We start from the raw sequence: 18,333 nt of genomic DNA, 5'->3' as shown, positions 1-18,333 counted from the left end.
ATATGATGGAAGTGCTTGGCGGCCTGTTAATTACTCTGGTCGTCATCGCCGGCGCGGCCGTGTATCTGAACTCCGGATTTTCCAAAAGCAAGGTCGTGTCTCTGGAACAGGACATAGTGACCATGCGCATGCAGATACAGCAGTTGTTTTCAGGCGCTGCCGATTACAGCGGACTGGACAACGAAACGGCCATTAAGGCCGGGATAGTGCCCAAAAATCTGCAGAAGGGCAGCGTTCTGAAAACGCCCTGGGGCGGGGAAATCAACCTGTCCACCAACGACGCCAACGGCAGTTTCAGCATCGAGCTGTCGGGCATCCCTCAGGACGAATGCACCCAGCTGGCCAAATTTCAGACGGACGCCTGGCTCTCGGTCAGCGTCAACGGCAATGCTCTGGGAAGTGAGAATACGGTGGCGGACATCGTGTCCTCCTGCACGACAAGCAACACCATAACGTATGAGGCCCGCTGACTATGAGTCTGGCCGATCTGCAGTTCAACGATCTGCTGCTGTTTCCAGACGGCACCGCGCGCCTGAAGGGTTGCCCCGGAGTCGGAACGCAGCTTGTACCAGTGCCGGACGACTGCGCTCAGGAAGTGGCGGAGCTGCCTGCCCTGCTGGGCAGGCATGAGCAGATGGCCATGCGCTACCGGCATCGTGACATCACATACCGCGTGGCGCGGATTGATGATGTTGACGGCCGCCGGAACTGGTTTCTGCGGCGTCTTGCCGATGCCGTGCCGTCTTTTGAATCCCTTGGCCTGTTGGGTGTGCTTTGTTCGTGGCTCCTTGCTGAAGAACAGCGGCAAGGGCTGGTGCTGTTTTCCGGCGCGCAGGCCTCCGGCAAGACGACCACGGCCAGCGCCTTTGTGGCCAGACGCCTTGAACTGTACGGAGGGCATTCAGTGACCTTCGAGAATCCGGCGGAACTCCCCCTGGCCGGCAGCTGGGGCTCCGGCGGGTATTGCTTCCAGACGGAAATAAGCAGCGACGATGAACTGGCTCAGGAAATAGAACGCGCCCATCGCTACGCCTCGCCGGACATCATCTTCATCGGCGAGATCCGGACGCGGCATGCTGCTTTTGAAGCCCTGCGCATCGCCCTTGGATCCAGCCGGCAGCTCGTCGTGGCTACCATCCACGGCCAGGACGTGATCACAGCGCTGGACCGTCTGGTCAACTGGGCGCGCGAACTGGACGGGGACAACGCACGGCAGAATCTTGCAGACGCCCTGCTGGCGGTCATTCATCTTTCCCTGGAAAACGATTCGGACGGCCAGCGCCGCCTTTCTTCGCCGCAGTTCCTGCTCCTGCCGTTCAAGGAGTCATCTCGCGGCATCCGGGCCAAGCTCCGGGATGGCCAGTTCCATACGCTGAATGACGATATGCGGGAGCTTAAAGCCCGGATCGCGCACAAAGGGGAGCAGGGCATATGAAGATTTTTGCAGTGCTTGCGCTTCTGCTCGGCGTTCTGGCCGTTCTTTCTGCGCCCGCTGGCCGCAGGGATGGCTATAGCCCTGAAGTCCGGGCCATAGCGCTGAACTACGCCATCTACCGCAATGCGGCCTTTCTTTATGTCCATCGGAACAATCCGCCCGACGGGACCGTTTCCCAGACAGCGCTGGATCTGCCCGACGGCTGGCGCGCCCTGCGGTCGTGGGCCGCGCGCGTGAACGGCGGGCGCTGCTACGTTTACGGATCGGCATCGGCGGAAGAGATAGCGGCCGTCCGGGAACTTTTTCGAGGCAGTCTGGCTGTGGGGCGCGCGGAAAACGGGCGGCTGACACCGGACGGGCTGACGCCGTTGCCGGCTTTTATTCCAGCCGACAGCCTGGTCAGCGTCGTCGCTGTGAGGTAACGCCATGAAACTTATTGAAGTCATTGGCGCGCTGCTGATTATGGCCATCCTGCTGCCCAAACTGGCGGATATGATGGCCATGGGCCTTGCGGACACGCAAAAACGGCAGGCGGCTGATCATCTGGCCCTGGTCAGCCGAGCTTCTGCCGATTATGTGCGCAAGCACCAGACTAATCTCAGTTCAGCCACGGCTTCTTCCGGGCCCACGCTTTCCGTGGCGGATCTGGTCAGCGACGGACTGCTTCCCGCCGGCTTTCAGGACCGTAATGTCTGGGGCCAGTCTTACGCCATTTATATCCGCAAAGATTCCACCAGCGGCCATTTGCGCGCCATTGTGCTGACTACAGGCGGCAGGGCTGCGGCCACCAGCAGATTCCTTAACGTTACTGTTCCCGGCGCAGCGGCCCTTCTGGGCGGAACCGGGGGGTTCGTACCCACCGGCGACGTGCCTGACCAGAGTGCGGATACGCTTCAGGGCTCTGGTGGTGGGTGGTCCCTGTCCCTGGCCGCTCTGGGGGTGCCCTCGCCCGGAGCCGGGCATCTCGGAGCGCTGACCAGCTTCGACGCTTCGGCTCTGGGGCAGGATTATCTGTATCGCGTTGCCGTGCCCGGACACGATGAGCTCAACGCCATGCAGACCGAACTGGACATGACGAACCACGCGATCCGGAATGTCTCAGAACTCCAGTTTGAAGAGCGGGAAATCTCCAGCGAATCCTGCACGGCACCGGAAGATCAGGGGCGGGTATTCCTGGACAAGATCCAGGGACTGTATCTCTGCCGGAACAATTCGCTGGAGATCATCGGCGATTCGGGGAATTCGACTCTGCTTAAGACAGCTGTGCTGGCCAGGAACGGGGACAAGATATCCAAGCCGTCCTGCGCTTCCGGCACTGGCACGTCTCCGGCCATCTTCACATCTCCTTCCATTGCGGAAGCCGGGCCGGAAGCGCCGCCCCTGACTTCTTTTCAGACCTGGGCCACATCCCTTTCGGATACGGAATGGCAGGTTCACATGCGCGTTCAGACACCTGACAAGACCTTGAGTACTGACGGCGACGATTCCGGCTGGGTGTACCCGGCGAGCGACTACGGGCGCATTGTGGTTATGACAAGCTGTGTAAAGCAGGCAGCACCATAGGAGTTGTTATGAAGACATTGTGTTTTCTCTTGATGTTGTGCTGCTGCTCTTTGTCGTCAGTGCATGCCGCTGCGTTACAGGATCGCCAGCAGGCGCTTGACCCTTTGTTTGACGATCCGTGCGCCCGTTATCAGGTGCCCAAAGTACTGGCCTTGGCCATAGCCCGCCAGGAAAGCGGCCTGCATCCTTGGATTATCAACATTTCTGGCCGCGACGTGCGGCCGCGCTCCAAAGATGAGGCATTGCGATATGCGCAGTGGGCGTTGCGTGCCGGGCGGTCTTTCGATGTGGGCGTCATGCAGGTCAATGTTTACTGGATCAGAAAATACGGCTGGCCGTTGGAACAGGTTCTGGAGCCGGCCAATAATGTCAGAATCGGCGTCTGGATTCTGGCCCAGGAAATCAGACGCCACGGACTGAACTGGAAGGCCGTCGCGTACTACCACACGCCGCTGCACCGCAATCCGGAGCGGGGCAGGGCATACGCGCGCGCCATTGTAACACACGTCAGGAACATTCTGGGGAACAAATAATGCTGCAGCTGAAGGATTTTCGGTCCCAGGCCAAGGGCCTGCCTGATCTGCTGACCTACGCAGCCCTGATCGAACCGGGCATCATACTCCAGAAAGACGGCTCCTTCCTGGCCGCCTGGGAGATCCGCGGCGAGGACACAGCCAGCTCGACGCCTGAAGATCTGGCTTTCGTATCAGAACAATTCAGCAATGCCATATGCCGTCTCGGCACAGGCTGGATGCTTCATGTGGACGCCTGCCGCACGCAGGAACGGGCGTATCCTGACGCTTCCCGCTCACATTTTTGCGACCCCGTGTCGCAAGCCATTGAAGACGAACGGCGGGCGTTCTTTGGCGAAGGGCAGTGCTGCTATCGTACTTCGGCATTTTTAACCGTCACCTATCTGCCAAACTACCATGTCGCCAAAATGGCTGGTGCGGCCAAAGTTGGCGTCGAAACTCTGTCAGCCATTGAAAAAGGGCTCAAAACATTCAAAGACACGTTGCTGGAAATTGAAGATGGTTGCTCCGCAATCCTGGCTATGAATCGTTTGCAGGAATATGAATTATACGACAGCTCGGACAGTCCGTTTTTTCATTCTGATCTTCTTGCGCATCTGCAGTTTTGCGTTTCCGGAGTCATCCAGCCCGTGAGGGTGCCGGCCACGCCCATGTACCTGGACGCTCTGCTGGGCAGTCGCGATCTGGTCGGTGGCCTGATTCCCCGTCTGGAAGACGGACTGGACAGAAAACATCTGGCAGTCCTTTCCATTGATGGCCTGCCGCAGGAATCCTGGCCCGCCATGTTCGCAGCACTGGACTCCATGCCCTTTGAGTTGCGCTACTCCACACGCTTTATCTGCCTGGATCAATATGATGCCGAGAAGGAAATAACCCAGTTCGTGAAGGGCTGGAACCAGCGTGTTGTCGGTTTTATGGACCAGTTTTTCAATAATCCCAACGCCAAGATAAACCGCGATGCGATGATCATGCGTGAGGACGCCGAAGTGGCTAAGACGGAAGTGCAGGGCGGCACCGTCGGGGCTGGCTATCTGTCTTCGAGCATCATCTTGATGGACGGTGACGTAAATGCGCTGCAAGACAACGCTCGCGAACTGCGTCGCGCTATCCAGACGCAGGGTTTTGGCTGCCGCATTGAATCCATCAACGCTTTGGAAGCCTGGCTGGGCAGCCTACCCGGCAACGGTTACGCCAATGTGCGCCGGCCACTGCTGACTACGCTTAACCTGGCGGATCTGCTGCCCCTGCAAACGACCTGGACGGGGCATCCGGTTTGCCCTTGTCCGTTTTACCCCCCGGATTCTCCACCCCTGGCTGTGTTTCTGACTGACGGCTCCACGCCGTTCTGGTTCAACCTGCACGACGGAGATCTGGCGCACACGGCGATTTTCGGCCCCACAGGGGCCGGCAAATCCACCTTGCTGGCCACCATTGCCGCGCAATTCCTGCGCTATGAGCATGGACGCATTTTTGCCTTTGACAAAGGAGAATCGCTTTTCCCCCTGTGTATTGCCACAGGCGGAGACCATTACGAGATCGCCACGGAGGACAGCCTTTGCTTTACGCCGCTGCAACGCATCCACGAGAGCGATACGGAGATGGCCTGGGCGGAAAACTGGATTGAGGGCCTGCTGGAGCTCCAGGGGATGACGGTGCTGCCGGCTCACCGTGAGGCCATACACAGCGCCATGGCAGGCCTGGCGTCACAGCCGGAGCACATGCGTACTCTGTCCCATTACATGGACACCGTGCAGGACATCTCCATACGTCAGGCTCTGTCCTATTACACCCAGCGAGGGGCCATGGGTATGCTGCTGGACGCAAGGACGGACAATCTGGGTTCATCCCAGTTTGTGGTTTTTGAGATGGAAGAGCTGATGAAGAAGGGCGACCGGAACCTTATCCCCGTCCTGACCTATCTTTTCCATAGGATTGAGAAGGCGCTTGACGGCAAGCCCGCACTCCTGATGCTGGATGAAGCCTGGGTCATGCTCGGCCACCCTGTTTTCCGCGCGCAGATCCGCGAATGGTTTAAAGTGCTGCGGAAAAAGAACTGCGGGGTCATTCTGGCCACGCAAAGTCTTTCTGATGCCAGGACCAGCGGTATCATGGACGTTATTCTGTCGTCCTGCCCTACGAAAATCTTTCTGCCCAATCGTATGGCCCGCGACGAAGATGAATACGCTTTTTACCGCTCCTGCGGGCTGAATGACCGCCAGATCGGCATCATTTCTTCGGCCACGCCCAAGCGGGATTACTACATGGTCAGCCCGGCCGGCCGACGGCTTTTTCAGCTGGGCCTGGGCCCTGTTGCTCTCTCTTTTGTCGGGGTATCCGACAAAGAATCCCTGTCCAGAATCAAATCACTGAGGGCTGAATACGGAGCGGACTGGCCGCAGGTATGGCTCAAAGAACGCAATGCCGCTTGATATGGAGGATATCATGAAAGCCATTGTTCTGGCTGTTGTTGTTGCATTTTTCCCTGTCAAAAGTCTGGCATACACAGTGCATTGCACAAACTGCAGCGAAAAAGTTGTGCAGATGCTTGAACGCGCAACAAATATTCAGCAATTGCAGACCATGCTTAAAGAATATGATGAAGCCATACAACAAACCGCCGCGCAGCTTGAAATGGTGCAGCAGAATATCGCGCAGTACACCAATATGGTACAGAATACTGTGATGCTTCCTGCACGCCTTGTCGGCAAAATATCGTCTGAACTTTCCAAGGTAGGAAAAATTACCAGTGCGTTGAACACAATGCGCAACGATGTGACTGGGCTTGGCAAAGTATTTGACGGCCTATATCAGACGCAGGACGAACTGAAAAATCTGGCCTCTATGCCCAGAAGCATGCTTACCCAGGGGGGCACGACGTACCGGACCAGCTGGGACAACTGGAGTCGCCGGGTAGACGATTCCACCAGAGCGACGTTTCAGCTCTCCGGGCAGCAACTTAAGGAGCTAGAAGAGTCCGGCGAACTGGAGGCATACATGAACGAACTGCTTTCAGCTCCAGATGGTCAGCAGAAGGCCCTCATGGCCGGGAACCAGCTCACTGCCTTGCAGATTCAGGAGGCTCGCCAGCTCCGTGAACTTATCGCAACAAAGATTCAATCGGATCTGGCGAGCCAGGAAAAAGCGGAAAAGGAAGCTCAGATGGAGCAGGAAATGCACCGCGCCATGTTTAAGAGAAGGTTGGAAACTACACCCCATCCTGATCCGTTTTAGTTGCGTGTTACTTCAGAAGTTTTTTTGCCTCTTCTAAGGGGATTTGTATGTATCTGATTTTTCTTCCGATAGCCTGTGGATCTATCGTTGAAATGCTTTGATCCTCGTTTATTAGAAATTCTATATTTGCGAAGGTGCTGGGAATGACAAGAAAAAAACTTTTATCTTTCTCTTTATATATAGGGTCGGGAAATACTTCTTTCTTAGATTTTCCGCTCAACATGTCTATAAACGTAACTCTTTCTTTTGAAAAACATATCAATGAATCAGACTTTCTTTCTTTGTCTGCCTTCCAGCAACCATAAAAATCAAAAGCGTATGAAGGTGCAGGTGCAGCCGCCATGCTCAAGAAAAAGATTGCTACAAGGGGAAAAGCCCTTTTTTTCATTGTTCTACTCCTTTGCATTGTGTTTTGGAGTGCTGATGTTCTGGCCGCATCAGATGCGACTATCGTTTCTCGTATTGTAAACACTTTTTACGAAAAACTAAAGACCTATGAGCAGGTGATGCTCAAATATGCCAAGCTGCTTTTTTATTGGTGCGCGGTCCTTGAGGTGGCTTGGCTAGGCATTAAATCGGCCATTGGCGCATCAGATATGAAAGACACGATCAAAAATTTCTGCCTTGTACTGCTGACAGCAGGCTTCTTTCTCGCCGTCATCAACAATTACAATACCTGGAGCTGGAACATTATCAACGGCTTAAAATCCATTGCTGGAGAAGCAACAACACTGGTTGATGCCTCTGATGAGCCTTTCACTGTCGGGTTGGAGTTGGCACAGGCCGTTTTTGAAAAAGTTAGCATTCGTAATCCGTTATACATTGTACCTCTTGTCTTGGCAGGATTTGCAATTGTTGTTTGTTTTGCGCTCATTGCCATGCAGATCATTCTTATCAAATGCGAAGTTTGCGTGGCCATGTGCGCGTCTTCCATTCTGCTGGGGCTTGGCGCAACGTCATTCTTGCGGGACTACGCCGTCAATACGCTCAAATACATTTTCGCCGTGGCCTTCAAGCTCATGACCATGCAGCTTGTCATGGGAGTGGGCATAAGTTTTATTCGTGAATTGAAGGTCGCCGAAGAAATTGATTTTGTGCAGATTGCTGTGACTGTCGGCTTCTGCATCATTTTTTACGCCCTGGTCAAAACCCTTCCCGATGTCGTGTCCGGAATTATCCAGGGTTCGCACGTCAGCACAGGCAACTCGCTTACATCTACAGTCACAGCTCTGGGCGCTGGTCTCGCTGGTTTAAGCATGGCCGCCGGCTCCGGCGTAGCCAACATCGGTCGTGCTGCCCAAGTGGCCAGAGCGGAGGGGGCTCAAGGCCTGGGAGGAGTGACTAAGGGGGCAGCCAGCAACCTCTGGTCTGCTGCGCGCGAGTCCATGCATAATAAAGATGCAAGCAAAAATACCGTGGCAACATCGTTGCGTGAGCGCATCGAAGCCGCTCGCCAGCGTTCTTCAAAATAGTTCGGAACATACTATGCTCAAGAAAAAAGAAATCTGGCGACCTGGCTGCCCGTTATGCGGGGCGGAAACATGGTTCGACTGGTCCACGGGCATGACATTCTGCCTTGTTTGCGGTTGTGCGGAAGGTGCGGACGGAACGCACTTTCAGGTCCAGGTGGAACTGATTGAGCTGCGCAAGTTCTGCGTTGAGTCCAACGGGGGGCGCGGCATCTGGAAGGTCATAGACGAGCAGCGCGAGCTTTTCCAACTGCTGCAGTCCTGCACGCCGGAGGTCTTGCGGAGCAGTCCGCAGATAGAGGGCCAGCTGGCGCGCACAGACATGTTTCTGGTCAATCTGGCTCGATTGCTTGGTTTGCCGGATAAGCCCGCAGGCTTTGGCGGGAGGTTCCCACGCTCTTGGCCAGGCTCTCATACTTTGAAGTACCTGACGCCATTAGCCAAGAACCTGGGAGGACTCCATGAGTAAGAAAGATGGATTTTCAGATGAAAGGGGACATTCGATGTCTGAGAACAATACGCGCCTGCTTCAGGAATATTTTGATAAACACCATGATCAACATCTTGCGGAATTACACCGCAGGAACACTGTGAGAGGGAGAATGGAAGAAGCCTTTGAAAAAAGTGACGGAACGCTTCCAGACGCCTTCTATTGTTTTTTTGAGGGGGAGATCACCGCCTCCGACATCTGCATCGTGTATATGCCTGATTTTGGCGTCAATAGAAGAACTAACAAAAAGGGAAAAATCATTATCGAAGTCGTTTCCATGAATACACCGTTTGAACGAGTTGAGGATTGTTTTGAATTCCAGCTTGCGCGGAAAACGCATCTTATGGGCGTGAAAGTGGATATTCTCAAAAGGCAGGACTATTGCGATGCTATTTGCCGGTACTACAATATGCAAGTATCCTGGGAAGATGCCATGCCCATTGTGCAGCGCGTCCTGTTTAATCCGATTTTTCGGCAGCGCTTTTTGATGACCACGGATTCTGCCACCTTGGGTGGGATCACGGCAAAACGTTTTTTACCGTATGCAGGTCAGGTTTTTTCTTTCAGAGCCTGCGCTCTCAAGAAGTAGGAAGGGGTTTTATCCCTCTTTTTACGCAGGTTTTTTTAATAGTTATGGCATTCAAGAATCTGGGTTCAATCACAACGCAGTGCTTTTTGTTCTGCATGGGGCAAGTGCTTTCTCTCAACTCGTGCGTGCTGAACGAGTATACGCAGCAGATTTCTCCAGAAGAGGCGTAGCGGTTCAGTTCATCCAGAAAAGCTACCGTATGGCGGTCAGGATTGATTACTGTACATGCAGGAAGTTCAGGATGGTCAGGATGATATCCTTTCAGCAATTTTTTATACTCAATGATGTATCCGGTAGAAGATTCATGAACAACGGATTCTCCGTAGATAATATATGGAGTTGTATAGTGGTGTTTAAGTGCGGAAATCATCAGGAATGCATTGAGATAATTTGCCTTTGGACGCCTCGGCAATGCCAGAATGGTTTTCGTGCGGAGTTCATCACCACCTTGATCCGCAAGCTTTATCGCCATGTCAACAATGAGCCCAAGGCGGCTTGTCTTTTGCGGTATGGCACAACGAGCCCTGCAAAAAGCCCGCTCTTCGGAAGCTCCGTTTTCCCTGTATTCTCGTGCTTTGCGAGTCACTGCCTCCATAAACTCATGAGGAGCAAATTCCTCCGCATATTCATCGGGCAACAATTCGGTATCAATGCCTTTTATTTTTCTCAAGAGATTGGCGTCAGGGAATTCAACGGTGAACTCATCTTTGTGCCCAAGGATGTAGTCGGTATGTCGTCCCAGAACTTCATACTGGCAGTTTTCAGCGTGCTTATGGCCAGGATGGGTTCGGAAATGTGGCGTAAAACCGCAGTCCGGATTGCGCGGATCGCAACAAACGGCGGTGATTCTGGTACTCGGCAGCGTCAGGCGGCAGTTCTCATCCGGGCACATCATTTCAGGGGGGCGACCGGTTTCCATGATAAAGTCCGCCACGTCATCCGGTTCCAGCATCTTCTCGCTCTCCACGTGCCACGCATAGCGAAATTTGGACATACAGCCTCGCTTTTTTGAGCGCATATGAAGGACTTACTATGAGCCTGTTCAGAAAAAAAGAAAAAATCGACGCTTCAGCGCCTGCCACAAAGGCTTCCGGCGACCATAACCCGTATCTCAATGGCCGCCAAGAGTGGCTTGAACGCTACGGATCGTATATCAGCCGCGCAGCTCAGTGGCGGATGACGGCTTTCATCGCTCTGCTGCTTCTGGGCGGCTCCATCAGCGGCAATGTGATCCAGGCAAGCCAGGCTAAGGTCATTCCGTATATCATTGAAGTGGACCAGCTGGGCAAGGCCGCCGTGGTCGCCCGTGCGGATCGGGCCGCCGCGCCTCCTGCGCGCCTAATCCAGGCCGAGATAGCGGCCTGCATCAGTGATTGGCGCACGGTTACGGCGGATGTTGAGCTTCAGAAGCAGATGATCCAGCGCCTCAGTTTCTTTGTTGCAGGCAGCGCTAAGGGCGTGCTGAAAGAGTGGTTCAGTCTCAACAATCCCTACGAAATCGCGAAGTCCGGCAAACTGGTGCATGTGGAGGTCAAGAGCCTTCCTCTGCCGGTCAGCAGCGGATCCTACCGCGTGGAATGGACAGAAACGGTTCGTTCCCACGCCGGCGTGATCCTCGATGTGCACAGTTATGAAGCGACCGTGGGGGTGCAGATCAATCCGCCGGCCTCTGAAGCAGTTCTCCTGCACAACCCAGGCGGGGTTTACATTACTAGTCTTTCGGCCAGCCGGGTGTTCAGAAGCTCCGGAATCACGCCTTCGGCCAAGCAATAGGGAGAAGTCATGAAAAGGTGCGTCATCTTCATCTTGCTGCTGTGTTTTTGCTGCCTTTCCTCGTTTGATGCCGTTGCGGCCTCCAGTCCGACAGCGCCGCCCTTGCCAGACGACTTTATGAATATGCCGGATTTTCTCAGCAACGACGTCGTGCCGTTGAGTCAGAAGGAGCGTAAGGCGCTCAACCTGACACGTGACTGGGCTGGCCGCGGCCCCGCTCCGGTACTCTCGCAATCCGGCAAGCTGGTCTATGTGCATGGCGCGTCACTGCCCACTATCCTGGCCAGTCCCATGCAGGTCTGCGACGTGGAACTTCAGCCCGGGGAAAAGGTTAATGAGGTAATCGTGGGCGACTCTGCCCGCTGGATGGTGGAAACGGGAACCGCCGGCGACACCACCCATCTGTTCGTGAAGCCGGTGGACGCCGGACTGGAAACCACGGCCGTCGTGACAACGGATCGCCGCGTGTATCACCTGCGGCTTGTTTCACAGCGCACTGGCCACACTCCGTATGTGGGCTTTGTCTACGCCGATGCCATGAAGGTCCGCCTTGCCGACCAGCGGGCCGCCAGAGAAGAGGAAAAACGCCGCAATACCGCCGTCATCGACGGAAAAAGCATCGACATCTCCAGCCTGAACTTCAACTTCCAGGTGAAGGGCAAGGCATCCTGGAAGCCTGAGCGCGTTTTCGATGACGGACAGAAAACATATATTCATCTGCCGAAGAAAAGTACGGAAATGCCCATTCTGTTGGCCAGAAAGGCCGGAGAGAACGTGATGGTCAATTACCGCGTAGACGGCAAAAAATTTGTGGTTGACGGCATTTTTGACGAGATTTCTTTGCTGCTCGGTGTGGGTTCCAGACGTGAAGAAGTACGGATTATCAGGAAGTAGCCGATGCGTGACGAATCCCCTAACGCTCTGGTCATGAGCCCGAAGCCGCTGGTGGCAAAAATGGGGCGCTGGCCGCTGTATATCCTGCTTGTCGTGCTTGTTCTTATGCTGGTTGCGTTGATCTACAGTGTAAATTTTGCTCATAACTCCAAAGAAGAAGAAAAAGCCAAGGCGGCCGTGGTGACTGAAGAGGAAAAGCCGGTCTGGCTTGTGGAGGGCAGCGGCCTGGCGCTTGATCCCAAAAAGGACAGAACGAGCGGCGTGCTGGTTCCGCCGGCCCCTCAGAAGCCGGAGCCGCTCGTAGTCGTGCAACGTGAGGAGAAACCGGACCAGCAGGCGGAGAATGTCCGCCGCGTCAAAACGCAGGCCTATCTGAGCGCACTGTCTGCGCCCCTGGTTGCCAAAAGAGTTTCCAGCGCCGTGCCCGTGTCCCACACCGTTGCAACCGGCGAGGGAGCAACGCTGCCGTCCGGCCGGGACTCCGCTGCGGCTTCGGCGGGAAGAGAAACATCTTATGACCCAGCTGCAGATCGGGACAAGGAGGCCTTTTTCGACCGTGCCCGCAAGGATTCCTCCTGGCGGCTTCAGGAGCAGCGCACGGCGGGCATGCCGCTGGAGCTGAAGACCGGCGCGGTCATTCCCGGCGTTCTGCTGACGGGCATCAATTCCGATCTGCCGGGCAACATGATCGCCCAGGTTTCGCAGCACGTTTTTGATTCTGCCACCGGGCGGAACCTCCTCATACCGCAGGGGACCAAGATTTACGGAGTCTACGACTCGCGCATCGTTTACGGCCAGGAGCGTGTTCTGATTGCCTGGAATCGCCTGATTTTCCCAGACGGATCTTCAATTTCTCTCGGTGCCATGCCTGGTGCGGACATGGCCGGCATGGCCGGCTTCAACGACGACGTGAACAATCACTATCTGCGCATTTTTGGTTCGGCGATCATGATGTCCCTTGTTTCCGGCGGCATGGCCTATGCCATGGACGGCATGAACGACAGTACGGAAACGAACAACGGGACACGCATGACCGATGAAATGACCGCAGCGCTGGCCCAGCAGCTTGGCCAGACCACCACGACTTTGCTGCAGCGCAATCTGAGCATCAAACCCACGCTGGAGATCCGCCCTGGCTATCAGTTCAACATTGTGGTCACCAAGGATGTGATTTTCAAGGAACCGTATGCCCGCTGGCGGCGTTAAGCCGCAACACGAACGTCATTGCCGCGGCTGGCGCACTGCCAGGCTGATCAGAAAGATAACCCTGAAATTTTACACTACGGCATTTTCCATCAGTAACAAGTCCTGGAGAGGAGATTATGGCGCAACAGGAATATGGTCTGCAGGAATCCGCCCCCAGGCGCAAAATGAGAGGCTGGTGGTTTCTGCTTCTGCTGCCTGTGCTGGCCTTGCTCGGCATGAGCATGGCCACGCTGAAAATTGCTTCGGACTATGGTTTTCAGCCAGCTTTGGGCAAGCCATGGTTCATGCTCTTTGGCGTTCCGTTCTATGCGCCTTGGAGCGTCTTCAGCTGGGAAGGCATTTCCAGACAGAGCATGGATAATGCCATGACCCTGGGCCAGGCGTTTTTCATCCTGCCGCTGCTGTTTATTCTGCTTTGCGTCGTCGCTTTCCGGCGACTCAAAGGCAATAAAAGCCTGCACGGATCCGCGCGCTGGGCGCGGAAGGAAGAGATCGCGCGCATGGGCTACTTCGGCGGGCAGGGCGTCTATGTGGGCGGTTGGTTCGACAAAAATAAAAATGTCCTGCGTTATCTGCGCCATAACGGGCCGGAACATATTCTGTGTTTCGCTCCCACGCGATCGGGCAAGGGGGTCGGCCTGATACTGCCTACGCTGCTTGCCTGGGAGGGCTCCAGCCTCGTCTTGGACATTAAAGGCGAGAACTGGGCTCTCACCTCCGGTTGGCGCAAGGCGCAGGGGCAGAGCGTGCTGCGTTTCGCGCCGGCCGACGCATCTGGTGCCGGCTGCGCTTTTAATCCTCTGGATGAAGTGCGTCTGACCAGCCTTGAGGCCGTGCAGGACGTGCAGAACTTAGCTCTTATGCTGGTGGATCCGGACGGCAAGGGCATGGCGGATCATTGGACCAAGGCGGCCTTTGCCTTTTTTTCCGGCCTGATTTTGCACTGCTGCGTCATGGTCCGTTCGCGAGAGGGCCGCATGCCTACCCTGCAGGAACTGACCATTATGATGTCCGATCCTGAGCGTTCCTCGGCTGAACTGCTGGACGAAATGATGGCTACGGACCATGCGGCCTTGTTTCGTGGATTCGCTCCGGACGCGGATGAACGTGTAGGGGAGGCATGCCACATTTTCATTGCCAGCTCCGCGCGGGAAATGGCCTCCAAGGCCGAAAACGAGGCCTCAGGCGTGCTTTCCTCGGCCTTGGTGAACATGGCCATCTATCGCGACCCCATCATCAACATCAATACGTCTAGGTCAGACTTCCACATCCATGACCTGATGAATCACGAAAACCCGGTGAATCTCTATCTGGTCACGCCGCCAGACGGCATCGACCGAGTGCGCCCACTGATGCGCCTTATGCTGGATATGATCATCCGGCGCGTTTGCGCCAAGATGGAATTTGTCGATGGCGCGAGCAAAGCGAGTTATCTGCATCGTCTGCTCCTGATGCTGGACGAGCTTACCAGCCTGGGCAAACTGCCTGTCCTGGATAAGGCGATTTCCTATATCGCTGGCTATGGCGGCAAGTTGTACATCATTGTTCAGAATATAAAACAGTTGAACGAAGAATACGGCAAAGAAAACGCCATCATGGCCAACTGTCATGTGCGTATTGCCTATGCTCCAAACGAGACCGAAACGGCCGAATTACTTTCTAAGATGGTCGGGAAAACTACGGTGGTGGAAAAGAAGACGTCGGTTTCCATCGGTGGTGGGCGCGGCCGTTCCCGCTCCGTCAACATGACGGAAACAGCCAGGCCTCTGCTTACGCCCGATGAATGCATGCGCCTGCCCGGCGCAGAGAAGGATGCCGACGGCAACATCACCAAGCCAGGCCACATGCTGATTTTTACTGCAGGTCAGTCAGCCATTTACGGGATGCAAATTCTCTACTTCAAGGATCCGACCTTCGCGCAGCGAGCCAAAATACCCGCCCCAGGGATTTCAGAAAAATATCCCTTTGGAATCACGGATTCTCTGTATTTTCCCCGCCCGGCGGCATGGTTTGCTCCAGAAACGCGAGCAAAGCGGGAAGTAGCTCCTGTGCAACCGAAATCTTTCGAGAGTTTTCTGGAGTGAACATGAAAGCCGCGCTGTCCACCGCCATGTTGCTGTTTTTGCTGTTGCCGGTTCTGTATTGCGCAGGTCTGCGTTGGAATCCGACTCCATCAGTGCCCAAAGGGATTTATCGCATTGCCGCAGGAGTGCCGACGCGCGGCGACTTGGTTGCATTTTGTCTGGAAGGGGAGTGGGTGGTTCTGGCACGCGAACGGGGCTATCTGGGGCCCGGTAACTGTTCTTCAGGCCTGCGGCCGCTTCTGAAGCGCCTGGCCGGCCTGCCCGGCGATGCCCTCACTGTGACTGCGGAAGAGATCTCCATAGTGCCGCCTGCCGGCCAGGTCCACCGCTGGCAAGCGCCGGTCAGGCGCAGTGACGCACAGGGGCGGCCTCTGCCGGAAAGCGCATTGCGCTCTGGCGTAATCCCTGCCGGCATGGGCATGGCGCTGGCTGGCCACGCCGGCAGTTTCGACAGCCGTTTTTTCGGACTCATTCCGCTGGCCAGTATGGTCAGGGTAGAGCCCGTTTTTACCTTTAAAATAAGGAGAACGTCATGACTAAGGAAGAGTTGAATGCCGTGGCCGCAGATGCATTCAGCCAGGCGGAGTATTATGCTCTGGCCGTGCCTCTGGACCCTGAGCAGGCGGATGGTATGGGGGCCTTCACAGAAGACGCCCTGACGCTGCTGGATATCCTGGACGACGCCCTTCTTGCGGCGGAAGGGGGGGACGATGGCCGGGGATAAGAAAGAGCGGATCCCGTTCCATGAAGAGTTCGCCGGCAAGGTCATCAACATGCTGGAGGAAGGCACGGCTCCCTGGCAGAAGCCCTGGACGCCGGCCCAGAACCTTGCACCGCGCAATCCTCTTTCCGGCACGGTCTACAAGGGGGTGAATCGTCTGCATCTGGCGATGGCCGGTTATGAGGATCCGCGCTGGATGACGCTGAAACAGGCTAATGACGCTGGCTACCGTATCAAGACGGGCAGCCGGTCCACGCCCGTGGTCTATTACCAGTTCAGCCAGGAGCGGGACAAGCTGGATGAGAATAAACAGCCGGTCCTGGGTGAAGACGGCAAGCCCGTGCGTGAAACTGTGTCGTTGGAACGGCCTATCATGCGCATGGCGCGCGTTTTCAACGCGGAGCAGGTGGAAGGCTTTCCGGCTTTGGAAAAAAAGAATCTGGATTTCGCCTGGGACCCACAGGGGAAAGCCGAGCGCGTTTTGGCAGGTTCCGGCGCGGTTATCAAGCACGACCAGCACGACCGGGCGTTTTACCGCCCCTCGCGCGATGAAATCCATCTCCCGCCGCGGGACAGCTTCGACGCCGCCGACAAATATTACGCCACGGCCCTGCATGAGCTGGGGCACTGGACCGGGCATCCCGATCGCATGAACCGGGAATTCGGTCCTTTTGGTTCGGGCACTTACGCCAAAGAGGAACTGCGCGCGGAAATATCCTCCTGGATGGTCGGACAGGATATCGGTGTCGGGCATGATCCTGGCCAGCACGCCGCTTATGTGAAGTCCTGGATCAAGGCATTGAAGGAGGATCCGTTGGAAATCTTGCGCGCCTGCCGAGATGCGGAACGCATCCATGATTATGTTTTGGGGTTGGAAATGCGTCAGGAACATACCCTGCAAAGAACTGAAGAACATGGACATGCCAGTGAACAGGAACAGGAGAAGGACTCTGGTTTACACGCCCCTGCGGCAGAAAAAACCTATCTATATGTTGCCTACAAAGACAAAGAGGCCGCCAAAGCACTCGGCGCGCGCTGGGACGGCAGGCAGAAGCAGTGGTACGCACCCACAGGCACGGATCTTGTTCCCTTGCGTCCCTTTATGACGCCACCGGAGCGTACCGCAGAGGCTTCGCGGAATCTTTCTCCGCAGGAGGAATTTGCCCGCAAACTGGCGGAGATGGGCCTGGATCTCAAAGGCCAGCTTCCGGAGCTGGACGGCAAAATTCACCGTGTCCCCTTGCTTTCCAAAAACGGCAGGAGAATGGACGGGAGCTATTGCCTCTACGGCGACGGTATTCCCGCCGGCTGGGCGCAAAACCATGTCACCGGCGAGAAGGTAAAGCTCGTGGCCACCGGCGTTGTGCTCTCGTCGGCGGAACGGGAACGCCAGCAGCAGGAACGAAACGCGCGGCTTCAGGCGGCGGAAGCGGAACGTGCCAAGGCGCACGATGCCGCCGCCGAACGCTGCAAAAACAAGTGGGACGGATTAGGCCCGGCGCAAGTCTTTTCCTCTCCCTATTTGCAAAAAAAAGGAATAGAAGCCTTTGGGTTAAGACAGGATCTGGAAGGGTACATCTTTGTCCCTTTGCGTAATATCGCCGGAGAACTCCGCGGGATTCAGACGATAACGCCGCAGGGGCATAAGTTTTTTGATCCAGGGATTGAAAAAAAAGGTAATTTCCATCTCATCGGCGCTGAAGGCAAGGATCTGTCTCAAGGAGAGATTGTCCTCTGCGAAGGCTACGCCACCGGCGCTTCCCTGCACATGGCCACGGGCAAGCCCGTGGCGGTCGCCTTTGACTCCGGTAACTTGTTGCCTGTGGCGGAAGCCATCCGCGACAAATACCCCAACGCCGCCATTACTATCTGCGCTGATAATGATCACTCCATGAAGAAAGATGGCAAATCTTACAACGTGGGAGTGGAGAAGGCGAAGGCTGCAGCCGAAAAAGTCAACGGGAAAGTGAAAATTCCCATTTTTACGGCCAAAGAAAAGGCCAAAGGGCTTACGGATTTGGCTCTTCCGGGTTTTCCGTGGGTAGCTGATCTGCTAATGTCCTTCCCGGAGGGCACCAATGAAGGATACGGACCTATATTTTCGGATTCTCGGGCTGACCGAGCCCTGGTTTGTTGAGGCTGTTGAACTGGACACGGCGGAAGGTCGGGTAGACATCCGCGTGGAGCATGGTCCTGGTGTTCGCTGGTTTTGCCCTACTTGTGGTCGAGAGCTGGCTTGCCGCGACCATGCCGAGCCTCGTGTCTGGCGCCATCTGGACACGTGCCAGTTCAAGACGTTCCTGCATGCTCGGATTCCCCGAGTGGACTGCCCCGAGCATGGCGTC

20 protein-coding genes are annotated in these 18,333 nt (G+C 55.7%); 18 read left to right on the top strand and 2 right to left on the bottom strand.

Features of this window, described 5'->3' with window-relative positions; genetic code table 11:
• Positions 1–2 precede the first annotated feature (2 nt).
• Genes BLS55_RS03485 through trbJ form a run of 7 tightly spaced genes read left to right on the top strand, consistent with a single transcriptional unit; the run spans position 3 to position 6,762 of the window.
• A complete protein-coding gene (locus BLS55_RS03485; RefSeq protein WP_257243123.1) occupies positions 3–470 on the top strand; it encodes a type 4 pilus major pilin in 468 nt (155 codons plus the stop codon).
• A gap of 2 nt (positions 471–472) precedes the next feature.
• The gene (locus BLS55_RS03480) at positions 473–1,435 is read left to right on the top strand and encodes an ATPase, T2SS/T4P/T4SS family (protein WP_092152985.1); all 963 of its coding nucleotides are present in this window, start codon (positions 473–475) and stop codon (positions 1,433–1,435) included.
• Positions 1,432–1,857, top strand: coding sequence for a type IV pilus biogenesis protein PilM (gene pilM, locus BLS55_RS03475; protein WP_092152984.1), 426 nt, complete (start codon positions 1,432–1,434; stop codon positions 1,855–1,857). The genes BLS55_RS03480 and pilM overlap by 4 nt, the downstream gene beginning before the upstream one ends.
• Before the next feature lie 4 nt (positions 1,858–1,861).
• Positions 1,862–2,998, top strand: coding sequence for a shufflon system plasmid conjugative transfer pilus tip adhesin PilV (pilV, locus tag BLS55_RS03470; protein WP_092152983.1), 1,137 nt, complete (start codon positions 1,862–1,864; stop codon positions 2,996–2,998).
• An 8-nt stretch (positions 2,999–3,006) separates the two neighbouring features.
• Positions 3,007–3,531 (top strand): lytic transglycosylase domain-containing protein, encoded by a 525-nt coding sequence (locus BLS55_RS03465; RefSeq protein WP_257243122.1) that lies wholly within the window; start codon positions 3,007–3,009, stop codon positions 3,529–3,531.
• Positions 3,531–5,960, top strand: a complete 2,430-nt coding sequence (locus BLS55_RS03460; RefSeq protein WP_092152982.1) for a VirB4 family type IV secretion/conjugal transfer ATPase — start codon at positions 3,531–3,533, stop codon at positions 5,958–5,960. Before BLS55_RS03465 ends, BLS55_RS03460 begins: the two co-directional genes overlap by 1 nt.
• A 13-nt stretch (positions 5,961–5,973) precedes the next feature.
• Positions 5,974–6,762 carry a P-type conjugative transfer protein TrbJ gene (trbJ, locus tag BLS55_RS03455; RefSeq protein WP_257243121.1) on the top strand — a complete coding sequence of 263 codons (789 nt, stop codon included), beginning with the start codon at positions 5,974–5,976 and terminating at the stop codon, positions 6,760–6,762.
• A gap of 7 nt (positions 6,763–6,769) precedes the next feature.
• On the opposite strand, the gene BLS55_RS11820 is transcribed toward trbJ, so the two are convergent.
• A complete protein-coding gene (locus BLS55_RS11820; RefSeq protein WP_143339509.1) occupies positions 6,770–7,111 on the bottom strand; it encodes a hypothetical protein in 342 nt (113 codons plus the stop codon).
• Between BLS55_RS11820 and trbL the strand changes: the two genes are divergently transcribed.
• From trbL to BLS55_RS03440, 3 genes are read left to right on the top strand one after another with little or no spacing between them, the layout of a single operon-like run.
• Positions 7,104–8,234: a P-type conjugative transfer protein TrbL gene (gene trbL, locus BLS55_RS03450; protein WP_092152980.1), complete on the top strand. Its 1,131-nt coding sequence runs from the start codon at positions 7,104–7,106 to the stop codon at positions 8,232–8,234. The genes BLS55_RS11820 and trbL overlap by 8 nt on opposite strands.
• Positions 8,235–8,247: 13 nt before the next feature.
• A complete protein-coding gene (locus BLS55_RS03445) occupies positions 8,248–8,700 on the top strand; it encodes a hypothetical protein (protein ID WP_143339508.1) in 453 nt (150 codons plus the stop codon).
• The gene (locus tag BLS55_RS03440; RefSeq protein WP_143339507.1) at positions 8,693–9,310 is read left to right on the top strand and encodes a hypothetical protein; all 618 of its coding nucleotides are present in this window, start codon (positions 8,693–8,695) and stop codon (positions 9,308–9,310) included. The genes BLS55_RS03445 and BLS55_RS03440 overlap by 8 nt, the downstream gene beginning before the upstream one ends.
• Here BLS55_RS03440 and BLS55_RS11815 read toward each other — a convergent pair.
• Positions 9,300–10,304 (bottom strand): hypothetical protein, encoded by a 1,005-nt coding sequence (locus BLS55_RS11815; RefSeq protein WP_143339506.1) that lies wholly within the window; start codon positions 10,302–10,304, stop codon positions 9,300–9,302. The genes BLS55_RS03440 and BLS55_RS11815 overlap by 11 nt on opposite strands.
• 38 nt (positions 10,305–10,342) lie before the next feature.
• On the opposite strand from BLS55_RS11815, the gene BLS55_RS03430 reads away from it, so the two are divergent.
• From BLS55_RS03430 to BLS55_RS03395, 8 genes are all read left to right on the top strand, one after another.
• Positions 10,343–11,083, top strand: a complete 741-nt coding sequence (locus tag BLS55_RS03430) for a VirB8 family type IV secretion system protein (RefSeq protein WP_092152976.1) — start codon at positions 10,343–10,345, stop codon at positions 11,081–11,083.
• A 9-nt stretch (positions 11,084–11,092) separates the two neighbouring features.
• Positions 11,093–11,977, top strand: coding sequence for a P-type conjugative transfer protein TrbG (trbG, locus tag BLS55_RS03425; protein WP_092152975.1), 885 nt, complete (start codon positions 11,093–11,095; stop codon positions 11,975–11,977).
• Positions 11,978–11,980: 3 nt separating this feature from the next.
• Entirely contained in the window at positions 11,981–13,183 is a 1,203-nt protein-coding gene (locus tag BLS55_RS03420; protein WP_092152974.1) for a TrbI/VirB10 family protein, read from the top strand.
• Between the two features lie 116 nt (positions 13,184–13,299).
• The gene (locus BLS55_RS03415) at positions 13,300–15,267 is read left to right on the top strand and encodes a type IV secretory system conjugative DNA transfer family protein (RefSeq protein ID WP_092152973.1); all 1,968 of its coding nucleotides are present in this window, start codon (positions 13,300–13,302) and stop codon (positions 15,265–15,267) included.
• A 2-nt stretch (positions 15,268–15,269) separates the two neighbouring features.
• Positions 15,270–15,803 (top strand): conjugative transfer signal peptidase TraF, encoded by a 534-nt coding sequence (traF, locus tag BLS55_RS03410; protein ID WP_092152972.1) that lies wholly within the window; start codon positions 15,270–15,272, stop codon positions 15,801–15,803.
• On the top strand, positions 15,800–15,991 hold the full coding sequence (locus BLS55_RS03405; RefSeq protein ID WP_092152971.1) for a hypothetical protein: 192 nt from the start codon (positions 15,800–15,802) through the stop codon (positions 15,989–15,991). The genes traF and BLS55_RS03405 overlap by 4 nt, the downstream gene beginning before the upstream one ends.
• Entirely contained in the window at positions 15,978–18,125 is a 2,148-nt protein-coding gene (locus BLS55_RS03400; RefSeq protein WP_092152970.1) for a zincin-like metallopeptidase domain-containing protein, read from the top strand. Before BLS55_RS03405 ends, BLS55_RS03400 begins: the two co-directional genes overlap by 14 nt.
• A partial coding sequence (locus BLS55_RS03395; protein ID WP_143339500.1) for a transposase family protein occupies positions 18,067–18,333 on the top strand: 267 nt, incomplete at its 3' end. The genes BLS55_RS03400 and BLS55_RS03395, both read left to right, overlap by 59 nt.

Origin of the sequence: Desulfovibrio legallii (genome assembly GCF_900102485.1) — a bacterium.
Lineage (GTDB): Bacteria > Desulfobacterota > Desulfovibrionia > Desulfovibrionales > Desulfovibrionaceae > Desulfovibrio > Desulfovibrio legallii_A.
The sequence above is the reverse complement of the archived record's forward strand: the minus strand, read 5'-3'. Positions and strand labels throughout refer to the sequence as shown.